This is a genomic window from Vicinamibacterales bacterium (genome assembly GCA_036012125.1).
Taxonomy (GTDB): domain Bacteria; phylum Acidobacteriota; class Vicinamibacteria; order Vicinamibacterales; family UBA823; genus UBA11600.
Genome location: DASCOS010000005.1, coordinates 85,464 through 105,615 on the forward strand (window position 1 = coordinate 85,464; position 20,152 = coordinate 105,615).

14 protein-coding genes are annotated in these 20,152 nt (G+C 55.4%); 10 read left to right on the forward strand and 4 right to left on the reverse strand.

What is annotated here, in order from left to right:
- The first annotated feature begins 73 nt into the window (after nt 1-73).
- From QGH09_02735 to QGH09_02760, 6 genes are all read left to right on the forward strand, one after another.
- Nucleotides 74-3,286, forward strand: coding sequence for a hypothetical protein (locus QGH09_02735; GenBank protein HJO17102.1), 3,213 nt, complete (start codon nt 74-76; stop codon nt 3,284-3,286).
- Between the two features lie 33 nt (nt 3,287-3,319).
- Nucleotides 3,320-4,507 (forward strand): fumarylacetoacetate hydrolase family protein, encoded by a 1,188-nt coding sequence (locus tag QGH09_02740; protein HJO17103.1) that lies wholly within the window; start codon nt 3,320-3,322, stop codon nt 4,505-4,507.
- 132 nt (nt 4,508-4,639) lie between these two features.
- Entirely contained in the window at nt 4,640-5,503 is an 864-nt protein-coding gene (locus QGH09_02745; GenBank protein ID HJO17104.1) for a DUF4159 domain-containing protein, read from the forward strand.
- Nucleotides 5,504-5,757: 254 nt separating this feature from the next.
- Nucleotides 5,758-7,119 (forward strand): hypothetical protein, encoded by a 1,362-nt coding sequence (locus QGH09_02750; GenBank protein ID HJO17105.1) that lies wholly within the window; start codon nt 5,758-5,760, stop codon nt 7,117-7,119.
- On the forward strand, nt 7,116-7,703 hold the full coding sequence (locus QGH09_02755; protein ID HJO17106.1) for a hypothetical protein: 588 nt from the start codon (nt 7,116-7,118) through the stop codon (nt 7,701-7,703). The genes QGH09_02750 and QGH09_02755 overlap by 4 nt, the downstream gene beginning before the upstream one ends.
- On the forward strand, nt 7,700-9,520 hold the full coding sequence (locus QGH09_02760) for a multicopper oxidase family protein (protein ID HJO17107.1): 1,821 nt from the start codon (nt 7,700-7,702) through the stop codon (nt 9,518-9,520). Before QGH09_02755 ends, QGH09_02760 begins: the two co-directional genes overlap by 4 nt.
- 95 nt (nt 9,521-9,615) lie before the next feature.
- Here QGH09_02760 and QGH09_02765 read toward each other — a convergent pair whose 3' ends face one another.
- Both QGH09_02765 and QGH09_02770 read right to left on the reverse strand, forming a co-directional pair.
- Entirely contained in the window at nt 9,616-11,118 is a 1,503-nt protein-coding gene (locus tag QGH09_02765) for a glycosyltransferase (GenBank protein HJO17108.1), read from the reverse strand.
- A 41-nt stretch (nt 11,119-11,159) separates the two neighbouring features.
- Nucleotides 11,160-12,038: a sterol desaturase family protein gene (locus QGH09_02770; protein ID HJO17109.1), complete on the reverse strand. Its 879-nt coding sequence runs from the start codon at nt 12,036-12,038 to the stop codon at nt 11,160-11,162.
- Nucleotides 12,039-12,220: 182 nt separating this feature from the next.
- On the opposite strand from QGH09_02770, the gene QGH09_02775 reads away from it, so the two are divergent.
- Nucleotides 12,221-13,603, forward strand: a complete 1,383-nt coding sequence (locus QGH09_02775) for a YjiH family protein (protein ID HJO17110.1) — start codon at nt 12,221-12,223, stop codon at nt 13,601-13,603.
- A 51-nt stretch (nt 13,604-13,654) separates the two neighbouring features.
- Here QGH09_02775 and QGH09_02780 read toward each other — a convergent pair whose 3' ends face one another.
- Nucleotides 13,655-15,193, reverse strand: coding sequence for a sulfatase (locus tag QGH09_02780; protein HJO17111.1), 1,539 nt, complete (start codon nt 15,191-15,193; stop codon nt 13,655-13,657).
- A gap of 127 nt (nt 15,194-15,320) precedes the next feature.
- Here QGH09_02780 and QGH09_02785 point away from each other — a divergent pair, with 127 nt between their 5' ends.
- On the forward strand, nt 15,321-15,755 hold the full coding sequence (locus QGH09_02785) for a DUF4976 domain-containing protein (GenBank protein ID HJO17112.1): 435 nt from the start codon (nt 15,321-15,323) through the stop codon (nt 15,753-15,755).
- 9 nt (nt 15,756-15,764) lie between these two features.
- Here QGH09_02785 and QGH09_02790 read toward each other — a convergent pair whose 3' ends face one another.
- A complete protein-coding gene (locus tag QGH09_02790; GenBank protein HJO17113.1) occupies nt 15,765-17,090 on the reverse strand; it encodes a PQQ-binding-like beta-propeller repeat protein in 1,326 nt (441 codons plus the stop codon).
- A gap of 114 nt (nt 17,091-17,204) precedes the next feature.
- On the opposite strand from QGH09_02790, the gene QGH09_02795 reads away from it, so the two are divergent.
- Both QGH09_02795 and QGH09_02800 read left to right on the forward strand, forming a co-directional pair.
- Nucleotides 17,205-18,554, forward strand: coding sequence for an aminotransferase class V-fold PLP-dependent enzyme (locus tag QGH09_02795; protein ID HJO17114.1), 1,350 nt, complete (start codon nt 17,205-17,207; stop codon nt 18,552-18,554).
- 292 nt (nt 18,555-18,846) lie between these two features.
- Nucleotides 18,847-20,139: an aminotransferase class V-fold PLP-dependent enzyme gene (locus tag QGH09_02800; protein HJO17115.1), complete on the forward strand. Its 1,293-nt coding sequence runs from the start codon at nt 18,847-18,849 to the stop codon at nt 20,137-20,139.
- The last annotated feature ends 13 nt before the right edge of the window (nt 20,140-20,152 follow it).

Below are 20,152 nucleotides of genomic sequence, written 5' to 3' on the forward strand. Positions count from 1 at the left end.
TGATTGTTGCCGCGCTACGCGCGGGTCCGAGTATAGTAGGCCACTCACCTCATTTTCGATTCGGAGAAACTCGATGTCGCGCATAGTACCGTTCCTTCGACTGGTTGCTTTCGGCTTACCGTTGGTGCATTTCGGAGCGTCGCCAGGGGTTGCACAGCAGCCCACAGAATACGATCCAACAATATTCACTGACCTTGAATATCGCCATATCGGTCCAGTCGGGAATAGGGTCAGTGCTGTGGTTGGGGTGCCGGGAGATCCTAATGTCTACTATATCGGTGCTGCTTCGGGCGGGATCTTCAAGTCTGTCGACGCCGGCATCCACTGGGAACCGGTTTTCGATGATCAGCCAGCAGCATCGATTGGTGCTTTGGCGATCGAAACGGTGAATCCGAACGTTATCTGGGCGGGCACAGGTGAAACATTCATCCGCAGTAACATTTCGCACGGCGACGGCATCTACAAATCCGTCGACGCTGGCAAAACATGGCGGCATATGGGATTAGATGCAACGGGCCGCATTGGCCGGATCGTGATCCACCCAACCAACCCGGACATTGTTTTCGCGGCGGCCATGGGCCACAGCTACGGCCCCCAGCAGGCCCGTGGTGTGTTTCGCACGACTGACGGCGGTGAGACATGGGAACACGTACTGTTCGTCGATGAACATACCGGGGCTTCGGATATTGTGATGGACCCGAACAACCCCAGGATCCTCTTTGCGGGTATGTGGCAGCTACTAATACAAACGTGGGGCCGTGAGAGCGGCGGACCTGGAAGTGGTCTTTGGACATCGCGCGACGGCGGTGCAACCTGGGAGGAGCTCACTGGCGCCGGTCTCCCAGAAAAGCCGATCGGCAAGATCGGCTTGGCGATGACACCAGACGACTCGAACCGTATCTACGCGCTCATCGAGACTAACTCCAACGCTGATTATGCGGAGTTGGACGATCACGAAGGCGTGCTCTGGCGCTCAGACGATGGAGGAAGGCAGTGGCAGATGGTGAACGCGGACCATGCACTCGCGCAGAGACCGCTCTACTATACGCGGGCAGCTGTTGCCCCAGATGACCGTGACGAGATCCACTTCCTGTCGACGCGTCACTCGGTTTCACTTGATGGAGGTATCACGAGTGAACGTGGTACGGCGGGTGGCGACAATCACGATATGTGGATCGACCCCCTGCTGCCCGATCGAATGATCGTCGGCCATGACGGTGGTGCGTCCATTTCGACAACCCGTGGTCAGAGCTGGTGGCGGCCCCGCCTGCCGATCGCTCAGATGTACCACGCCTACACTGACAACCAAGTTCCCTACTACGTCTATGGCAACCGCCAAGACGGTCCATCAGCACGGGTCCCGAGTAATAGTCTTCAATCGAATGGCATCCCGATTGGCCTCATGCACTCGGTGGGCGGTTGTGAATCAGGCTTTGCCATTCCCGATCCAGTGGAAAACGACATCGTTTGGTCAGGCTGCTACGACGGCATTCTCGAGCGCTATGATCTCAAGACCGGACACGCACGCAACGTCAGTGTCTGGCCGGATAATCCTGAGGGTTGGGCTGCAGCGGATCTACTGTACCGCTTCCAGTGGACCTTTCCGATTGCCATTTCACCACACGACCATAACCGTGTGTATGTCGGTAGCCAGTACGTGCATATGACGACTGACGGTGGACAGAACTGGCGGATGATAAGTCCTGACCTGACTACCAACGACAAGAGTAAACAACAGAAGACGGGTGGCCTGACGGCCGAGGACGTGAGTCCGACTTACGCCGCGGTGCTATTTGCTATTAGCGAATCATCCCTTGAGGAAGGGTTAATCTGGACCGGCTCAAACGACGGGTTAGTTCATGTGACGCGCAATGGAGGTGGTCGCTGGGACAATGTCACTGCCAACATTCCCGGTCTACCGCCGTGGGGAACGGTGAGCAACATCGAACCGTCGAGTCACGATGCCGGCTCCGCTTACATTAGTGTTGACTTTCATCAGGTAAACGATTTTCACCCGTACATCTATAAGACCACTGACTATGGCAGTAGCTGGACACAGATTAACAGTAATATCCCTGCCAGCGTTTTTAGTAGTGTCCACGTTGTCCGGGAGGATCCAGTTAGGCCAAGGCTACTTTATGCTGGCACCGAAAACGCCGTCTACGTATCGTTCGACGATGGTTCCCGGTGGCTGCCGTTACAAACCAACCTACCTCATGCACCAGTTCACTGGTTGACGATTCAGCCACATTTCAACGATTTGGTGGTCGGGACCTACGGACGAGGTTTTTGGATTCTTGATGACATTACACCACTGCAACAGATTAACTCAGAGGTGCTCAACACGGACGTGCATCTGTTCGAGCCTCGGCCAACCTACCGGTTCCGTACCCGAGAGAGCACGGTGAACCAGCCAGAGGATTCTGGGGCCGGCACCAATCCGTCCTACGGGGCAGGACTGCATTACTATCTGCAAAATGGACTTGGTGATGACGAGAACTTACACATTACGATTCTTAATGCGGACGAAGAAGCAGTGCGGTCACTGTCGGGACTGCCGTCGGCGGCGGGTATCAACCGTGTCCATTGGGATCTCCGCTACGACCAAACTGATGAACCGCAACTGCGGATGCCCGCTTTTGAACACTCACACGTGCGGGCTGACCCTGATCGAGGATTACGGCCCGTGGGCGATGGCAGTCGCGTCGCTATTCTCGCGCCGCCTGGCATATACACTGTCAGGCTCACACTGGGCGACACTGAACTCGTTCAATCACTCACGGTTCTCAAGGACCCGCACTCGGCGGGCTCTGAAGAAGACATTACAGCACAGATGGCGTTGCTTGTTGACCTGAGGAATGTGCTGAACGATGCCGTGTCGCTCATCAATGAGATCGAGTCGGTCCGTGAACAGGTTGCCGATATAGGTCGGCGGGTGCATGACCATCGTGACAATGATTTGATTATTGATGCAGCTAGGTCTCTGGATGAGCGGTTGCTCGCGATTGAGATGAGGTTAAGCGATCAACGGTTGTCGGGCGGCTCAGCGCGCCAAGATTCGGTCCGTTGGCCACGCCAATTGCTGGCGAAGCTAAGCAGTCTTGCCGGCTATGTCGGGCAAACGGACTTTCCACCGACCACGCAGCAACTTGAGGTGCTCGAAAACTACAAGGAGCTGCTCGACACTTACGAGCTGCAAATGGACGGTGTCCGAAAGGGTGCTCTCATCGAATTTAACCAGGCGCTGGAGGAACGAGGCCTCGCGGGAGTCGTGCCCCTACCGTAGCTAAAAGCCACTGTGTGTAGAGAGGAGATTTGTATGACCACGAAAACGAACCATGTGAGGGCCAATCTTTCAAACCTTTTTTGCGCGTTAGTGCTCGTGTTCATGTCGGCCTGCACGTCAACCACAGGAGAGATTTCCAACCTACCCGACACCCCATTCAAGCTAGCGACGTTCGAGTTAACGGATATAGGCGCCACGGCTGTTGGAATGGTGCTCGGTGAGCAGATTCTCGAATTGGATAGTGCCGGTAAGTATCTTGTTGCAGAAACTGGACTTGAAGCGATGGTCTTACCTAACGAGATGCGCACGCTGATTGAAAATTACGAGACGGTTTCGGCGCGCTTGTATCAGATCGCCAATTTCTTCCAAGAGGGCGCCGATGCGACGCTGCCTTTTGTGCATGCCATCGGTGCTGTGAGAATCACAGCACCGATCAAATATCCGTGGAACGTGTTGTCGGTTGCAGCTAACTACAGGGCCCATGCCGAGGGGATGGCTGCGGCGCCGAGCGGAGAGAATCCTGACGACGTCGATGGTGTGTCTGGTGCAACTGATGAAGCGGGGTCTGGTGGTAGCGGCGGTGGCTTCGACCCATCGCGCATCGCTGAAATCGACCCAGCCAGCGACGACCCGGTTATGTTTGCGAAGTCCCCACGCTCCGGCATCATCGATCCGGGTGAGCCCTACTTTATTCCGCCAGGCCGTGACCAAATCGACTGGGAAGGGGAGATGGCAGTGATCATCGGCAAACCGGCTTATCTAGTGTCAGCTGAGGAGGCTGATGACTACGTGTTCGGCTACAGCATCATGTACGACGTAAGCGACCGTGGTGGCAGGTCACGAGGCGCGGGTTCGATGTTTCCTGGCGTGAATTGGTTCGACGGCAAGAGCACGAATCGTGGTGCGCCGTTCGGTCCATTCATCGTGCCCAAGGAATTCATTCCAGATCCCGCAAACCTCCGCGTGACCACCAAGGTCAACGGCGAACTGATGCAGGACCAAACGACGGCCGATCTCATTTGGCCCCAAGAGCACCTTATCCGGTTTACCACCTCAATTTTGACGCTTTATCCGGGGGATGTCATCGCCACTGGCACACCATCGGGTACCGGTGCTGAGCGGGGTGAGTTCCTAAAGGCCGGTGACGTTGTTGAGATTGAGATTGAAGGAATCGGCATTTTGAGGACACCTATCGAGGATTATCCCGGTAGCGAATCGTAGGGTGTGAGTATCGTCGAGATTCCAGTGTGATTGGTTAGAAGCACTAGGGACCTCTCCTGGACAGTTGAAGCAACATCGCTAAGCGTTGATGCCGTAAGATGAGCCCAGCTGCTGCAACCGAAAGGCATCGGGATGGCCTTTAGCTCAGGATTCGCCCGCGGGCACGGCCGCTATTTCCGTTGGACTTGTGGCCTGGTAGCTGCGGGGCTGTTCGCGCTCACGGTGAGCATAGCCGAAGCTCAGTGGGGCCGGCGATGGCGGGGTGGACCGCCGCGCTTCCCAACCGCAGTCAAGACAGACCGTTCATTTGCCTTTGCCCGGGTGATGTTTCAGAGTTTCCGTCGCGAGCCTGGCGGCTACGGCTGGAGCACCGATTATCCATTGTCCGACGCCAACTTTATGATCCGGCTCTCGGAGTTGACGACGACGCCGGTCAGTCTTGACCCTCACGGCAATCCGAACCACGTTGTTGTACGTCTGACTGACCCCGAGCTTTTCGATTACCCGTTCGTCTTCATGTCCGATGTCGGCACGGTGTTCTTCACTGACGATGAAGCAGGTGGCCTACGACGCTATCTCGAGCAAGGGGGATTCCTCTGGGTGGATGATTTCTGGGGCCCGTCCGCGTGGGATACTTGGCGAGGCGAAATCCGTAAGGCGCTGCCATCGTCCCAGTACCCGATCACTGATCTTTCCCTGGATCACCCGATCTTCAGCGGACTGTTCGACCTGGAGGGGTTTCCGCAGATTCCGTCGATTCAGCACTGGCGGCGGAGTGGTGGCGTTACAACTTCTGAGCGCGGCGTCCGGTCTGCGGAACCGCACTTCCGTGGCATCTCTGACCAGGAAGGTCGACTGATGGTGCTGATGACCCACAACACCGACATTGCCGATGGCTGGGAGCGGGAGGGTGAGGACACGGAATATTTCCACCGCTTTTCAATTGATGCCTACGCTGTCGGAATCAACGTCCTGATGTATGCGATGACACACTAATGGTGGTGCTCTTTGTGCTTGAAGCCGATGCTCGTGCCCCCGGTCGCCTAATTCAGCCTTCACTAAGCCAGGTCGACGCATTTGCGGTCGGCCTTCACCAACGAAATAGGGTTGTTTTTACGAGTGGCATTGCGGGAAACATCGGGAAGATGATCTACGGGCCCCGTACTTATAGAATGGGCTTCTGTGTCATATGCGGGGGTGGGCTCGCTAGTTAGAGGTTGCCGTTAACGAAGATCCAGCGAGGGAGTTTGATGACTATTTACAGTAAGTTCGTCTGGTCCGTCGCCATAGCCGGGACAATGCTGTCCTTACTTCTCCCAGCGCGTGATGCCGCTGGTCAGTGGACCGCTGAGAAGCCGGGAAGCGACAACATTACTGTGCTATCGCACCTACCGCTTGGTCCGCGCTTGAGCGTGTCGGACATCGATATTGAGCAGGAGGTCGACCGGCCTTATGCCTATGTCGGTCGGATGGTTTATGGCTTCGAGGGTGATAAAGGTATTGACATCATCGATTTACACGATCCGATGAAACCGGAACGTGTGTACTCCTGGCGGATCGAAGACCAAGATCTCCATCTTGGTACGGGTGGGATGGACGTGAAGCACTTCAAGTGGAATGACCGTTACTACGTCGTCCAGTCGCTGCAGTTTCGCCAAGGTGGCCCTAACCCCGATCTCGGTGGCGTTGTGCTCGATGTGACTGGTCTACCCGATCCGACAACTGTGACAGAAGTGGCACGAATCCGATCCCCCGATACGCCCGGTGGGTTCCACAACATCTTTGTATACAAGCACAGTAATGGTCGCGTACTCTTGATCGCAACGGTGTCTGGGCCGTTCGCGCATGTATACGACTTGGGTCACGTCGTCGACGGATTCATGGACGACGCGCTTGTGGGAAAGATTCCGACGGGCGATTCGGCAAGTGGCCGCCGCGGCTATCATGATTTTTATGCCGGTTATCATCCTGACGCCGGGGAAGATCGTTTCTATGGTGGTGGTACGGGCGGGTATTACGTCTATAACATTACCGACCTAGAAGAGCCCGAACTACTTGTGACGTTACTGGGAATAAGCGGCGTTAATCGTGGACACACCTTCACGCCAACACCAGATGGTCGTTACGTTGTAGCAGAGACGGAGTATCAATACGCACCGCTTCGGATCTTTGACCTTGAGCCAGCCTTCGAAGGCGAGGTTAAGAACATCAATAGGCCAGTATCAGCCTGGACAGCCGACTGGCGCCATCTCGTGCACAACCACGAGGTCCGCTGGCCCTACGTCTTTGTATCAGGGTACCTTGACGGCCTACAGATCTTCAGCCTGATGGATGTAGAGAACCCGGTTACAGTTGGCTACTACGACACTTATACCGGTCCGCCGAACAAGATCCGCTACTCACAATTCAACGGTGCGTTCGGGGTCGATGTGCGTAACGCTGACGGTTTGATCGTGGTGAGCGACATGACGACGGGCTTCTGGGCATTTCGGATGGAAGGGTTCTCTGGTTGGAACGGTGCTGATTGGGGTATGCCGGATATCTCGAGTGCACAGAAATGGGATGAGAACCTTGGCGAGATTTCCTCGGTCAGCCCTGGTGGTAGCCGATGAGCTTCCTTCGGGCCATGGTTCTGGAGACGGTTTTTGCAGCCGCAGTGGGCATATCGCTGGCTGCGGCCGTGCCGTCGACAACCAGTGGAACGATTGGCAGCCTGTCCCCGTGTAGTGCGATCATCTCCGCACCGCTACTACCGTCGCAGTACTACGGCATTGAGATGGTAACGACACGCCGCGTGCCGGGTACTGGTCGGGCCGTCGGCACCGGCATGGTCAACTTTGCTCGGTCCCCATTTGGTGTTGCCGTCTCGCCCAGTGGTAGCTACGTTTATGACCTATCACTGTCGATTGATCGGATTAAGGCGCCTCGTCGGGGTGCCTACACAGCCTGGGCGGTGGCACCCGATCTCCAAGACGTTGTTCGGCTCGGTGTGATTGAGGAAGGCCAGGTTGCCTCGGCACGTGTCACTTGGAATAAATTTCTCGTAGTCGTAACGCTTGAGCCTTCGACTGAGCCGACGACGCGGTGGCACGGACCGGTGGTAATGCGTGGGATGTCCCGTTCAGGCATGATGCACACCATGGCTGGCCACGGTCCGTATGAGAACGAGGCCTGCCTGAAATACGGCTTCAAATGAGTATTCGTCAGCGGTCGCTTTGGGTCGGCCTATTTCTACTGGCTGGTTCCTGCTTCGATAGTCTTCCCGGTCTCTCTGCACAGCGAGGGCACACTCCCGAGCCCTCGCAGGTCAAGACATCCATGTTGCTGGATCAACAGGACGCAGGGCAGATGGAATCCATGGAACAGATGGACGAGCAAGGTCAGACGGGCATGATGCGCATGGGTCCCGTCGAAGTGCTCGGCGATGGCAATGTCGCCTGGCGGATACCGCCGATGGACGCACCGATGCCACCGCTCCCGGGCATCGAGAACGCCGTGCCAACTGTTGGACCGTTTATGGTCAAGGGTGATATGGACCCGACCGGTTTTCCGGAAGCACGCCCAGGTGAAATCGTTGAAATGGACGACGGCGAAACGCTCGATCTTACAGCGTCGATCGTTCAGCGCACGATCAATGGCAAAACCTTCTTGATGTATGGCTACAACGGTCAATACCCGGGACCGCTTATTAAGGGCGATCGCGGCTCGACGGTCATCATTAATTTTACAAATGAGATTGAGATGCCGACGACTGTGCACTGGCACGGCTTACGGCTCGATAATCGATTCGACGGGGTTCCCGATGTGACGCAGCCGCCGGTGTTAGTCGGTCAGTCATTCACATACGAACTCTACTTTCGCGATACCGGCATTTACTGGTACCACCCGCACATGCGAGAGGACCTCCAGCAGGACCTTGGTCTCTACGGCAATATGCTAGTGATGCCACCCGAGAACGACTACTACGGCGCCGTGAACCGGGAAGAGGTAATTATTCTCGACGATCTCCTGATGGATGGGCAGGGGCCAATTCCATGGGGTGACACGGCTCCTAGTCATGCCCTCATGGGTCGATTTGGGAACGTGCTTCTTGTTAACGGGACGACCGATTATCAGCTAGAGGTCGACCGTGGTGAGGTCGTCAGGTTCTATATCACCAACGTGGCAAACACTCGGACCTTCAACATGGTGTTTGGTGGAGCACGCGTGAAGGTCGTAGCGTCCGATGTTAGTAAATTCGAGCGCGAGGAATGGGTTGAAAGCGTGGTGATCGCACCTGCTGAGCGTTATGTGGTAGAGGTGCTGTTTGATGAGCCGGGTGAAGTCGAACTCACTAACTCAATACAGGCGATCGATGATTTCATGGGTGAGTTTTACTACCAACTGAAATCGCTTGGTCGGGTTACCGTCCGCGATACCACAACTGCTGACGATCTGTCAGTGGAGTTCAAGACACTGCGACAACACGATGATGTTATCAACGACATTGATAATTACCGTGATGCGTTTGGACGCGAGCCAGATCATCAACTTGAGTTGACGTTGCGTGTGAAAAACTTGCCGGCGCCCATCATGCGTGCTTTGGAATTCGAGGCTGGGTTGTTTTCACCACCACTTGAGTGGAACGACGCGATGCCAATGATGAACTGGCTGTCGAGCGCCGAACAGGTCGAGTGGATTCTACGCGATGTTGATACCGGCCAGGAGAATATGGAAATCGAGTGGAGGTTTAACGTCGGTGATGTCGTGAAGATTAGGATTTTCAACAATCCCGAGACAATACACCCGATGAACCATCCTGTTCACTTGCACGGGCAACGCTACCTCGTGCTGTCGATCGATGGTGTGCCGAATCAGAATCTTGTATGGAAGGACACGGCCATTGTGCCTGTAGGATCAGTCGTCGACATCCTCGCTGACATGGACAACCCTGGCACTTGGATGCTGCACTGCCACATTGCAGAGCACCTTCACGCTGGCATGATGACGTCTTTCAGCGTCAACGAACAGTAAGGAGTTTGCCGAGTTTCTAGCGTCTGCTCTACTGTCTGAAACGTCAGCCCCTGTTGCGCAGTCACCATAAAACAGAGACTAAAGTTTGTGTGGGTTTACCCGGCGTTCTCGATTTTTCGAGCCACCGCGATGAGCCCAAGTCCTGGCCAAGGGAAGAATCGATCAAAGATTTTAAACAATGGTATGAACAAGTCAAAAATCTTAAGCTGCCACCGGCTGAAGTCGCGGCGGCGAAGAACCCGACCGTTCCACCACCACGCAAGCATTCCAGTTCGATTAAAGTCTTGGAGATGCTCGACTAGGAATCCGCTACTTTGAAGTTCCTGGATCAACATTTGCCGATCGTAGCGACAGCGATGTCCTAGGTCTTCATCAATCCTGGAGTACAAGAATTGCCCTTGGGGTACGTACAACACCACTCGACCGCCTGGCTTAACTGCTCGTGCGAGGTTGTGCAACGCGACCATTGGATCGTCGACCTGCTCGAGTACGTTGAGGCAGAGTACCGTGTCAAATGCTCCCTCGTGTGCATCGAACGACGAAGGCACCTCAAGGTCGACGGATTGAATCTCCAGGCGGGCCTTGGCTGCTGCTAGGTTTCGGAGATAGTTCAGGTTGTTCTTGTTGACATCACTAGCGACATAACGATCGCGGGGAATGAGTTGGTGCATGATATCGCCAAGACCCGCCTCAAGCTCCAGCACTCGGTCACCGAGCCAAGGGCGTATCGCATCGGCAAGCCACCCGCTGAACCGCCGCGTGCGTTCAAGTCGATGCAGGAGGTAAACACCGACACTATCCGCTCTGTAGAGGTCGTCTATGAGCCAGAAGCGCACCATTGTAAACAGTGCGACGAGGCCATCCCACCAACGGATCTTCTTGCCTTCGCTATAGGCTCGACCTCGGTAGCTAATAGGTACTTCGTAGATGCGGCAATGACGCTTTGAAATTTTTGCCGTGATCTCGATCTCGAACGCGAAGTCGTCTGAGCGGATCGGAATTGACTTGAGTAGCGGGGCTCGGAACATCTTGTAACAGGTCTCAACGTCGGTCAAATTGAGTTCGGTGATGAGATTGCTGAGGAAGGTAAGAATGTGATTGCCAAGAGTATGGCGGAAGTACAGGGCCCGTCGTCGACTGCTCACAGCAAAGCGTGACCCATAAACGACGTCGGCGCCATCCTCTAGAAATGGTCGAACCATCGCTGAGAGGTCCTGCGGGTCGTATTCGAGGTCGGCATCCTGAACGACGATAAGGTCCCCGGTGGTCGCGTCGATTCCCGCCCGAATGGCTGCACCTTTACCCTCGTTCTTTGTTTTGGCGATGACTTGCATTTGTTCGCTATGGTGGGTAGCAAACTCCTGCACGACAGCCGCCGTGCCATCAGTCGACCCATCGTCAATAATGATGATTTCTAGCCGACTGATACCTGGGCATGACACGTTAAGGAGCTGTGTCAAAAGCTCGGTGACAAGATACCGCTCGTTATACACCGGCACGATGACACTAAGCGTGGCGCCATTAGGAAAACTCGCGCGCCATTCGTCTTCCCATGAGACTACGGAGTTGGCTAACGAAGGTTTCGAAGCGACGGGCATGACATCATCCGTACCATCACTCTGATTTCTATTGTGCTGCATCAGAAAACCGACCAGGACGACGCGGACCTACCCGAGCCCGTTGGGACGCGCAGGCGGCGCATCGGTCTTCCACCTACAGTTGCACCGAACGGTAGCGCCAACATCCACGCTACCGTCTGACGCACACCAGTTCGAAATTCGGTTAACCCGATTGTCATCCCGAGATGCCCTCCCCGAGGTTGTGCACGATAAGTGCCCAGCAATCGGTCCCACCAGGGTAGGTTAAACCCGAAATTTGTGTGACATTCGTCCACAAACACCGAGTGATGAACCCGGTGCATGTCGGGTGTAACGAGGAACCAGCGCAACACTCGGTCCACACCGTTCGGGACCTTGACATTGGCGTGATTGAACATCGCCGTCGCATTCAATATCAACTCAAAGAGAAAGACTCCAATGGCAGGAATACCGACGAATAGGACGACACCAACTTTGATTAGCAGCGATAGCATCATTTCCAGTGGGTGAAACCGTGCTCCTGATGTCAAGTCAAGATCGGGATCTGCGTGATGCACCATGTGCAGCCGCCAGAGTAGTGGGACACGATGGAACATTACATGTTGTGTCCAGATGGCAAAATCGAGAATCACGATCGACAGAGGAACGACCAGCCACGATGGGACGGGGAGTGCGCTGAGTAAACCCCATCCGTGTTCGGCAGCGACCCAAGCGCTACCGACGGCTGTAGCTGGGAACAGCAGGCGTAGAAGGATCGAGTTAAGTGCGGTAAGGCTGAGATTGGAAAGCCACCGGTCGCGTTTAGACACCGTCAACTGCCGACGAGCAGCGATGACTTCCCAAAAAGCCATTAGGCTGAGGATGAACATAAAGCATCCGAGTTGTAACTCGATCTGTCGGTCGAGGATCCAAGCTTCCATGTATGACGAGTATTATGACCGCGACAGGGTTAAACGAACAGGTTGTCTGGCAAACGCGTGGGTTAGCTTAGGCGAATAACTAAGGCGGATCCATCGCCTGCAACAAAGGGCGGAACCCTGTCAGACCGCAGAAAACTTGCGAAAACCAAGGTTCAGGTTTCCGGTGTGCTAGCCTGCACCCGATGGTCACAGACACTGTTCACGCCAGAGAATCTGAGGTCGCATTAAGCAGGGCCGATTACCTTCGCTTCCTAATACCCTCTGCCATCGGTGCGGGACTGATGCTCGTACCGTTTAGGTTCGGCGACACGTTCAACATCGGTCTTGGCATCATCGCCGATTTCCTACGCGCACGCGTCGGCAGCATCCTGCCTGGACTTGCCACTCTAGTGATCGTGTTATCAGCTATTGCGACTATTGCCACGGGAGTTGTTCGGCGCCGACTCGATACTGAGACGTTGGCAAATCCTATCTTGAGTATGTTCCTGATGGGGCCAACGATTCTAGTCGCGCGGGTCGTAGGGGCTATCACTGCAAGCATGGTTCTCTTTCAGTGGGGACCTGTGTGGCTTATCTCAGATACCACTGGCAGGGTCATCCTTAACGAACTGATTCCGGTCATCATGGTGATCTTTGTGGTGGCGCCGTTGTTACTGCCACTTGTGACCGACTTCGGCCTAATGGAGTTTTTCGGCACCCTTTGTAGCAGGATATTTCGGCCGCTCTTTACCATGCCGGGGCGGTCATCGATCGACGCAATTGCTTCGTGGATGGGCTCGGCGCCTGTCGGCGTCCTGATCACTGCGCAGCAATATGAGCTGGGGTTCTACACCGAGCGAGAAGCTGCCACAATCGCGACGACATTCTCGGTTGTGTCAGTGGCGTTTGCGTTTGTCATCGTCGACTTCGTTGGGCTCAGTGAATTCTTCGTTCCGTATTATGGTGCCATCGTGCTGGCTGGCACGGTCGCGGCGATCGTTATGCCGCGTATCCCTCCACTGTCACGAAAACGCGACGTCTATTACGCACAAGCAGGCAAACAGATTACGGAAGCTCTGCCCCCGGGGCGTAATCTCTGGTCGTGGGGATTCGAGTTGGCGGCGTGGCGGGCGCGACGAGCCCCCACGGTGTTGGCATTATTGCGGCGAGCAACGTTCAACATTTATGACATCTGGTTCGCGTTGTTGCCGCTAATCATGAGTATCGGTGTGACGGCCCTCGTGCTGAGCGAGTACACCTCGATTTTCAACTGGCTTGCGGTACCACTGGTGCCGTTTCTCACGATTCTTGGTATTCCTGAAGCGTCTGCCGCAGCACCCGCATTTCTGGTGGGATTTGCTGACCAATTCCTGCCGGTGGTTCTTGGACAGGAGGTCGAAAGCGAGCACACTCGTTTCGTCATCGCCGGGGCGGCGGTGACGCAACTCGTCTATATGTCGGAGTTAGGGGCGTTGATCCTGAAGTCGAAGATTCCGGTAAACGTGGGCGAGTTGTTTACGATTTTTCTATTGCGAACAGTCATTACCGTACCGGTGATTGCCGGCATCGCAGCTCTGATTTTCTGATGCCGGCGGAACAGTAAGCCCGTAGGTCGTACCGGAACAACCTGACAGTGGCTACGGAACAACTGGGACCCGCAGCTCTTCCTTAAGCCGTCCCAGTTCATTAAGCAGCGCAGTCTGGGTCTCTGCGTAGGAAGGGACATCATAGACGCTCCGCAGTTCGTTCGGGTCGGTTACAAGGTCAAACAGCTCCCATTCGCTGGTTTCATAGTAGTGAATGAGCTTATGCCGCTCGGTTCGAACGCCCTCGTGCGGCGCGACATTGTGGATGCCTTTCTCGTAGTAGTGGTAGTAGAAGCTCGTCCGCCAGTCTTCTGGTATCTCGCCCTGCAGGAGCGGCAATAAACTCCGCCCCTGCATGTCGGAAGGGATCTCGATACCAGCAGCGTGAAGGAGGGTTTCTGGTAAATCAAGATTCGACACCATGTTGGTGTTGACAGTGCCAGCTTCGATAATTCCGGGCCAGCGCATGATGAGCGGCGTCTTCAGTGATTCCTCATACATCCACCGTTTATCAAACCAGCCATGCTCACCGAGATAGAACCCTTGGTCCGAGGCATAGACAACGATTGTATTTTCGGCCAAACCGGTTTCGTCGAGGTAGCGGAGGAGTCGACCCACATTGTCATCAACTGAGGCGATTGTTCGTAGGTAGTCCTTGATGTACCGCTGGTACTTCCAACGCACCAAATCGCGCCCCTCTAGGCCGGCCTCAAGAAATTCGGCATTCTTTGGCTCGTAGACTGCGTCCCAAATCCGTCGTTGTTGCTGGTCAAGGCGGCCGTACCCTGCAAGCCACAGCCGTAGGTCCGGGTCATCCTCAGGCGTGTCACGTGGTGGCTTCAATTTCAAGTCATGCCCATCGATCGTATGGCGCCCGATCTCCATTTCTTGTAACCGCGCCGGGCTCGCTCGGTTCGCGTAATCATCGAACAATGTGTCAGGTTCGGGAATCGTTATCCCGTCGTAAAGCGTGAGGTGCTCTGGTCCTGGCATCCAGCCCCGGTGTGGGGCTTTGTGCTGCGACATCATCATGAATGGCCGATTGGGGTCGCGCTCCTCCTCAATCCAGTGAAGTGTCAAATCGGTGATGATATCAGTGACATACCCGGAGTGCTGTCTTTGACCACCCGGAACGCGGAAATCAGGGTTGTAGTAGGACCCTTGACCAGGCAACACCTCCCAATAGTCAAAGCCTGTCGGCTCACTCTTGAGGTGCCACTTACCGACGATTGCCGTTTGATAACCGACTTGTTGAAGTAGCTTGGGGAATGTTTGCTGCGACCCATCGAACACTTGACCGTTATCGAGAACACCGTTCAAATGACTGTATTTTCCGGTTTGGATCACGGCTCTGCTTGGGGCACAGATTGAGTTTGTGACCATTGCATTTTCGAATCTCAGCCCCTCGCGCGCGATCCGATCGATGTTCGGCGTGTGGTTGATTCGGGATCCGTAGGCACTGATCGCTTGATAGGCGTGGTCATCGCTGAAGATAAAAAGTATGTTGGGCCGATCATTTTGTGCCCAGGCCGGAGCAACAACACCCAGCAGGAGCATCGCAACGGTGGTTTGCATCCACACACTTGTCATTCGCTTGTCCTCCTCCGACAGGTCGATCCGGCTACCAACAGTATCAAAACGTACCGCGCCTAGGATCCGGACAGAACCTTACCATCTCTGCGGAACGGCCCTGCTCTTAGGTTGGCCTGGTGCTGCCGTGGCCGGTGCCGTGGACGGCACCGAGGTAATCAGTGCTGATATCTATCCAACGATTCTCGAAATTGCTGGCGTGGTGGATTCTAACGAAACCACGGACGGTCTGAGCTTGGTATCAACGCTTCGGGGTGAGAGTCCGCTGGTGCGTGATGCGCTCTACTGGCATTACCCGCACTATCACCCTGGTGGCGCGTCACCATCCGGCGCGGTGCGAGTCGGTCGTTACAAGTTGATTGAGTACTTCGAGGACATGCGGGTTGAACTCTACGACCTCGATGAAGATATCGGCGAGTTCATCAATCTTGCCAATACGTTGCCTGAGCAGACAGTGCGACTCCTGGAAAGGCTCCATGCGTGGCAGAGCGAGGTTGGAGCCCAGATGCCGACCGAGAATCCTGACTACGATCCAGCCCGGGCACTCAACTTTACGCGATAGCGCCCGATCTCATTCAGAGTTGGTGTTCTTGGTGATCCGGTAGAGACGCGAAGCAGTGCGAATGATCAAACTTCCTCGGGCGATTGCGGGCGTTGCCAAACACATCTCGTCCAATGAGTTCTTGCCGAGTAGTTCGTATTTAGGTCCGGCGCGAAACACGAACGTGTCACCTTCTTCGCTTAGGGCAAAAATCTTGCCGTTGTACGCCCATGGTGACGACGTAAACGCCGCTCCAACCTCAACCCGTACCTTGCCGTAGACCTCGCGACCGGTCTGCGCATCGTGCGCCGTGAAGAATCCCCGGTCGAACAGCGTGTAATAGTAACCACTGTAGATGATCGGGGAGGGGTTGTAGGATGCCGCCTGTAGCTGAGCCCAAGCGATGAAGGTGTTGTTCCGCTCACCCGGCCGTAAGCTGATGTCGCCCCTTGCACCTGGTCTGATCGCATAGGCGGGCCGAAGGGGGTCGCCTACGTAGCCCGAACTGATGTAAAGGAGGTCGTCGGTCGCAAGCGGCGTCGGAATGGTAATCGTCGACATTCCCGTCAGTTCCCAGAGAAGCGACCCGTTTTCAGCATACGACCGCACTTTATCGGAGCCGGTTGTCACGATTTCGGTACGCTTAGAATTACTCCACACGTAGGGTGTAGACCAGTTTGTTCCTTCCTTACGTTCAATCCGCCAAATCAACTCACCAGTTCGTTTGTCGAGCGCCAGGAGGAACGACTGGTCATCGTTATCGTTGACTATGTAGAGCCGGTTATTGTGGAGGGCTGGTGACGCTGCTGTGCCCCAACCATTCCGAGTCCGGAACGGCTCCCATTGTTGCGACCACAGTGGTGTTCCCTCCATGTCGAAAGCAAAAATGCCGATTTGACCGAAGTAAGCGTAAACGCGCTCACCATCGGTCACTGGAGTCTCGGAAGCGTAGCTGTTCTTGAGGTGGCGTGGTGCTCCAGGGACAGACGCGTGCACTTCGCGTTCCCAGCGGATGTCGCCAGTGTTCCAGTCGACGGCATACAGCATCCACCGGTGCAGGTCGCGTGGCGTACCGCGCTCGCCACCCAAGTAGAGTCCAGGTCGAGGTGGCTCGCCTTCGGCTGTCCGGACGACTGAGGTCATGAAAATGGCATCGTTCCAGACGACTGGTGAGCTCCAACCAGTGCCTGGCACCGCCGTTGTCCACACGACGTTGTCGGTCGTACTCCAAGTGTCCGGTAGTCGCGGGTCGTCGGCGATCCCAAGGGCACCTGGGCCACGAAACTGGGGCCACTCTTGCGCCAAGACCGGCGTGCAGAGCAACGTAACCAAAGCCGTCGCTACTAGGTTTTGCATCACCTATTACTATAGTGGTATCTGGTGCGAAGTCCCGATTGATTGTGGCTTATGCTTGGCAGGCGTTTGCAGCTATGATCGGGTCCATTATGAAACTTAGTGGGGGAGGTTTCGATGCCTGTGAATCGAAGAAAGCTTGAGTGCGAGGATGAGGTCGGTGGGCAGGTGAGCCGTCGCGATTTTATCGGTGCCACGGTGGCCGCCGGTGTGGCAGGTGCCTGCGGGGTTCCGTCAACTGAGACGGATACTGGCGGTGCTGCCGTGCCAGATATTGAGACGCTAACTGCGGCAATCGAGGCAAAGGTTGAGCGCGACAATATCTATATGCGATTACTTGGTGTCAAGGCGCACCTGCCAGGTCATGGCCACGCGACTGCACTCGGCGGTTCGCGTATGCCGACCGAGGTGATCGAGGCGATGCAGGAGGCCAACGACTACTTCGTCATGATAGACGAGCTGACGGTCGCCGCGGGCAAGCGTGCCGCTGAGGTGGTTCGGGCTGAGGCAGCATTGATCACGTCGGGGGCTTCGGGTGGACTACTGCTGGGCGCGGCCGCCTGTCTCACTGGGAATGACGAGGAAAAAATGCGTGCGCTCCCGAATCCTACTTGGATGAAGCGTGAGTGCATCATTCAAAAAGCGCACCGTTATCCGTATGACTTCGCTCTTCAGGCTGCCGGTGCGACCATTGTTGAAGTTGAGGGACGCGCGCAACTTCTGAATGCCATTAGCGAGAGAACAGCCTTCATTTTTGGTCTACCACGGCACGTTGCTCTAAGCGGTACGATGGCCGCCGAAGTCCTGCAGCCCCCGGAGTTGATTGAAATTGCCAAACAAGCCGACGTATCAGTAATGATCGACGGAGCGTCACGACTACCACCGACCGGCAACCTAACAATCTTCAACGAACTCGGCGCTGATTTAGTTGTGGTTTCAGGTGGTAAGGGGCTGCGCGGACCTCAGTCTACCGGCATCCTGTCGGGTCGCGCGGACCTTATTGAGGCGGCGCGGATGCAGGCTGCACCCAACGATCTCATCGGTCGCGGTATGAAAGTCGGTAAGGAGGAGATCATCGGCCTTGTTGTCGCGCTCAATCGATACGCACAGCTCGACCACGTGGCAGAGCGTGCGGTGTGGAAACAAAAAGCCGAATACTTGGCGGCAGAACTGCAGGGAATTGACAGTTTTACTGCTGAGGTCGTGGATGACAACGAGAGGGCGCCCTACGTGGAGATCGGATGGGACCAAGGTGTTATACCAATGACCCACCAAGAGGTCCGTGACCATTTACGTCGGCGGCCCAACCAGCGCGTTGCGTTGTCAAGTCTCTTTGGAAGCCGTCGTATTCAAACTCGCTGTATGCGAGACGGTGAAGAAGTGCTCGTCGCGCGGCGACTGCGGGAGTTTTTTACGGAGGGATACAAAGCTGCGGCCGAGGGAGAGGAACCAGTCGCCAGTCTCTAATCTGGATCTTACGGTCAGCCGATTGTTTCAGCTGGAGGGCTACTGTTCATCGGGGCCACAAAAGATCAAGCATTTCGTGCGTTTGATACCAACACCGGTGTATTGCTTTGGGAGACTGAGCTACCGGCCGGCGGCTATGCCACTCCCGCGACTTATGCGGTTGACGGCCGCCAGTACGTGGTCATCGCCGCCGGCGGTGGGAAGATGGGGACTAAATCCGGGGATAGTTACGTCGCCTTTGCGCTGCCTGAGTGATAGGGTAGGAGTCTTCTTACGGTAGAGGGGGTACAAGATGTGGAGTAGACGAGCCTTTCTTCGAAGCACCGGCTTGATCGGCGCGGCGACGGTTGCAACCGAAGTTCACGGTGTCGGCGCAATCGCTGAAGCGGCCCAGTCGGTCGCTGACCGAACACCCGAAGAGGTTGCCCAAAATGAGTTCTTTTGGCGTGAGATCCAGTTTGGATTCACGCTCGACCGAACCCTAACTAATCTGAACAATGGCAACAGTTGCCCGACGCCACGCGTGGTGCACGAAGCACTCAAACGTTATCTCGATTTTTCAAATCAACTCCCGGTGCATTATCGTAGCCAACTCTCACGGAACATTGAGACGGTCAGGCGACGACTGGCCGACGAGTTCGGATGTGATCCTGAGGAATTAGCTATCACGCGGAATTCGAGCGAGGCGTTGCAAATTGCGCAAAATGGTATCGACCTCCAGCCCGGTGACGAAGTCATCACGACCGACCAGGACTACGGTCGAATGCGAACAACTTGGGATCAGCGGGTGCGACGCGATGGGATCACGCTCACGCAGATTCCCTTTCCAGTGCCAACAACTCAGGACGATCTCTACGAGCGTTTCGAGCAGGCGATCACACCACGTACGAAGATCCTGCACTTTTGTCACATTACTAATTTGACGGGACAACTCTTCCCGGTGCAACGACTCAGCCGCTTGGCACGGGAACGCGGGATTGTTTCAATTTGCGATGGTGCTCACTCTGTCGCACATTTTCCGTTCAAGTTACGTGACCTCGAGTGTGACTACTACGGGACGAGCCTTCATAAGTGGTTGCTGGCACCGCACGGTACCGGTTTTCTATACGTTCGTCGCGAGAAAATCGAGAACACTTGGCCGCTGCAGGCGGCACCGAGACGCCGTGACAGCGACATCCGGAAGTTTGAGGAAATTGGAACGCACCCAGCGGCGGCTAAAGCAGCGATTGCTGAAGCCTTGGCATTTCATCAAGCAATCGGCGCTGAACGAAAGGCGGCGCGGTTACGTTATCTAACGATGCGCTGGGCTGACCGGCTTAAGAATCATCCGCAGATTACGATTAATTCATCACTTGAACCGGGTCAAGTATGGGGCCTCGCCAATGTCCAGATTAAGGGCGTGGACACGAGGGAGATCAACGCCTACATGTGGGATCGCTTCCGGATCGTCCTTGTGCCGATCATTCGTGATGACTACGAGGGCTTACGCGTGACGCCAAATGTTTACACGCGCGTCCAAGAGATCGACACATTTGCTGACGCGATGCTGGAGATTGCAGATAACGGGCAGATCCCGACCATGTAATAGCGAACACGGT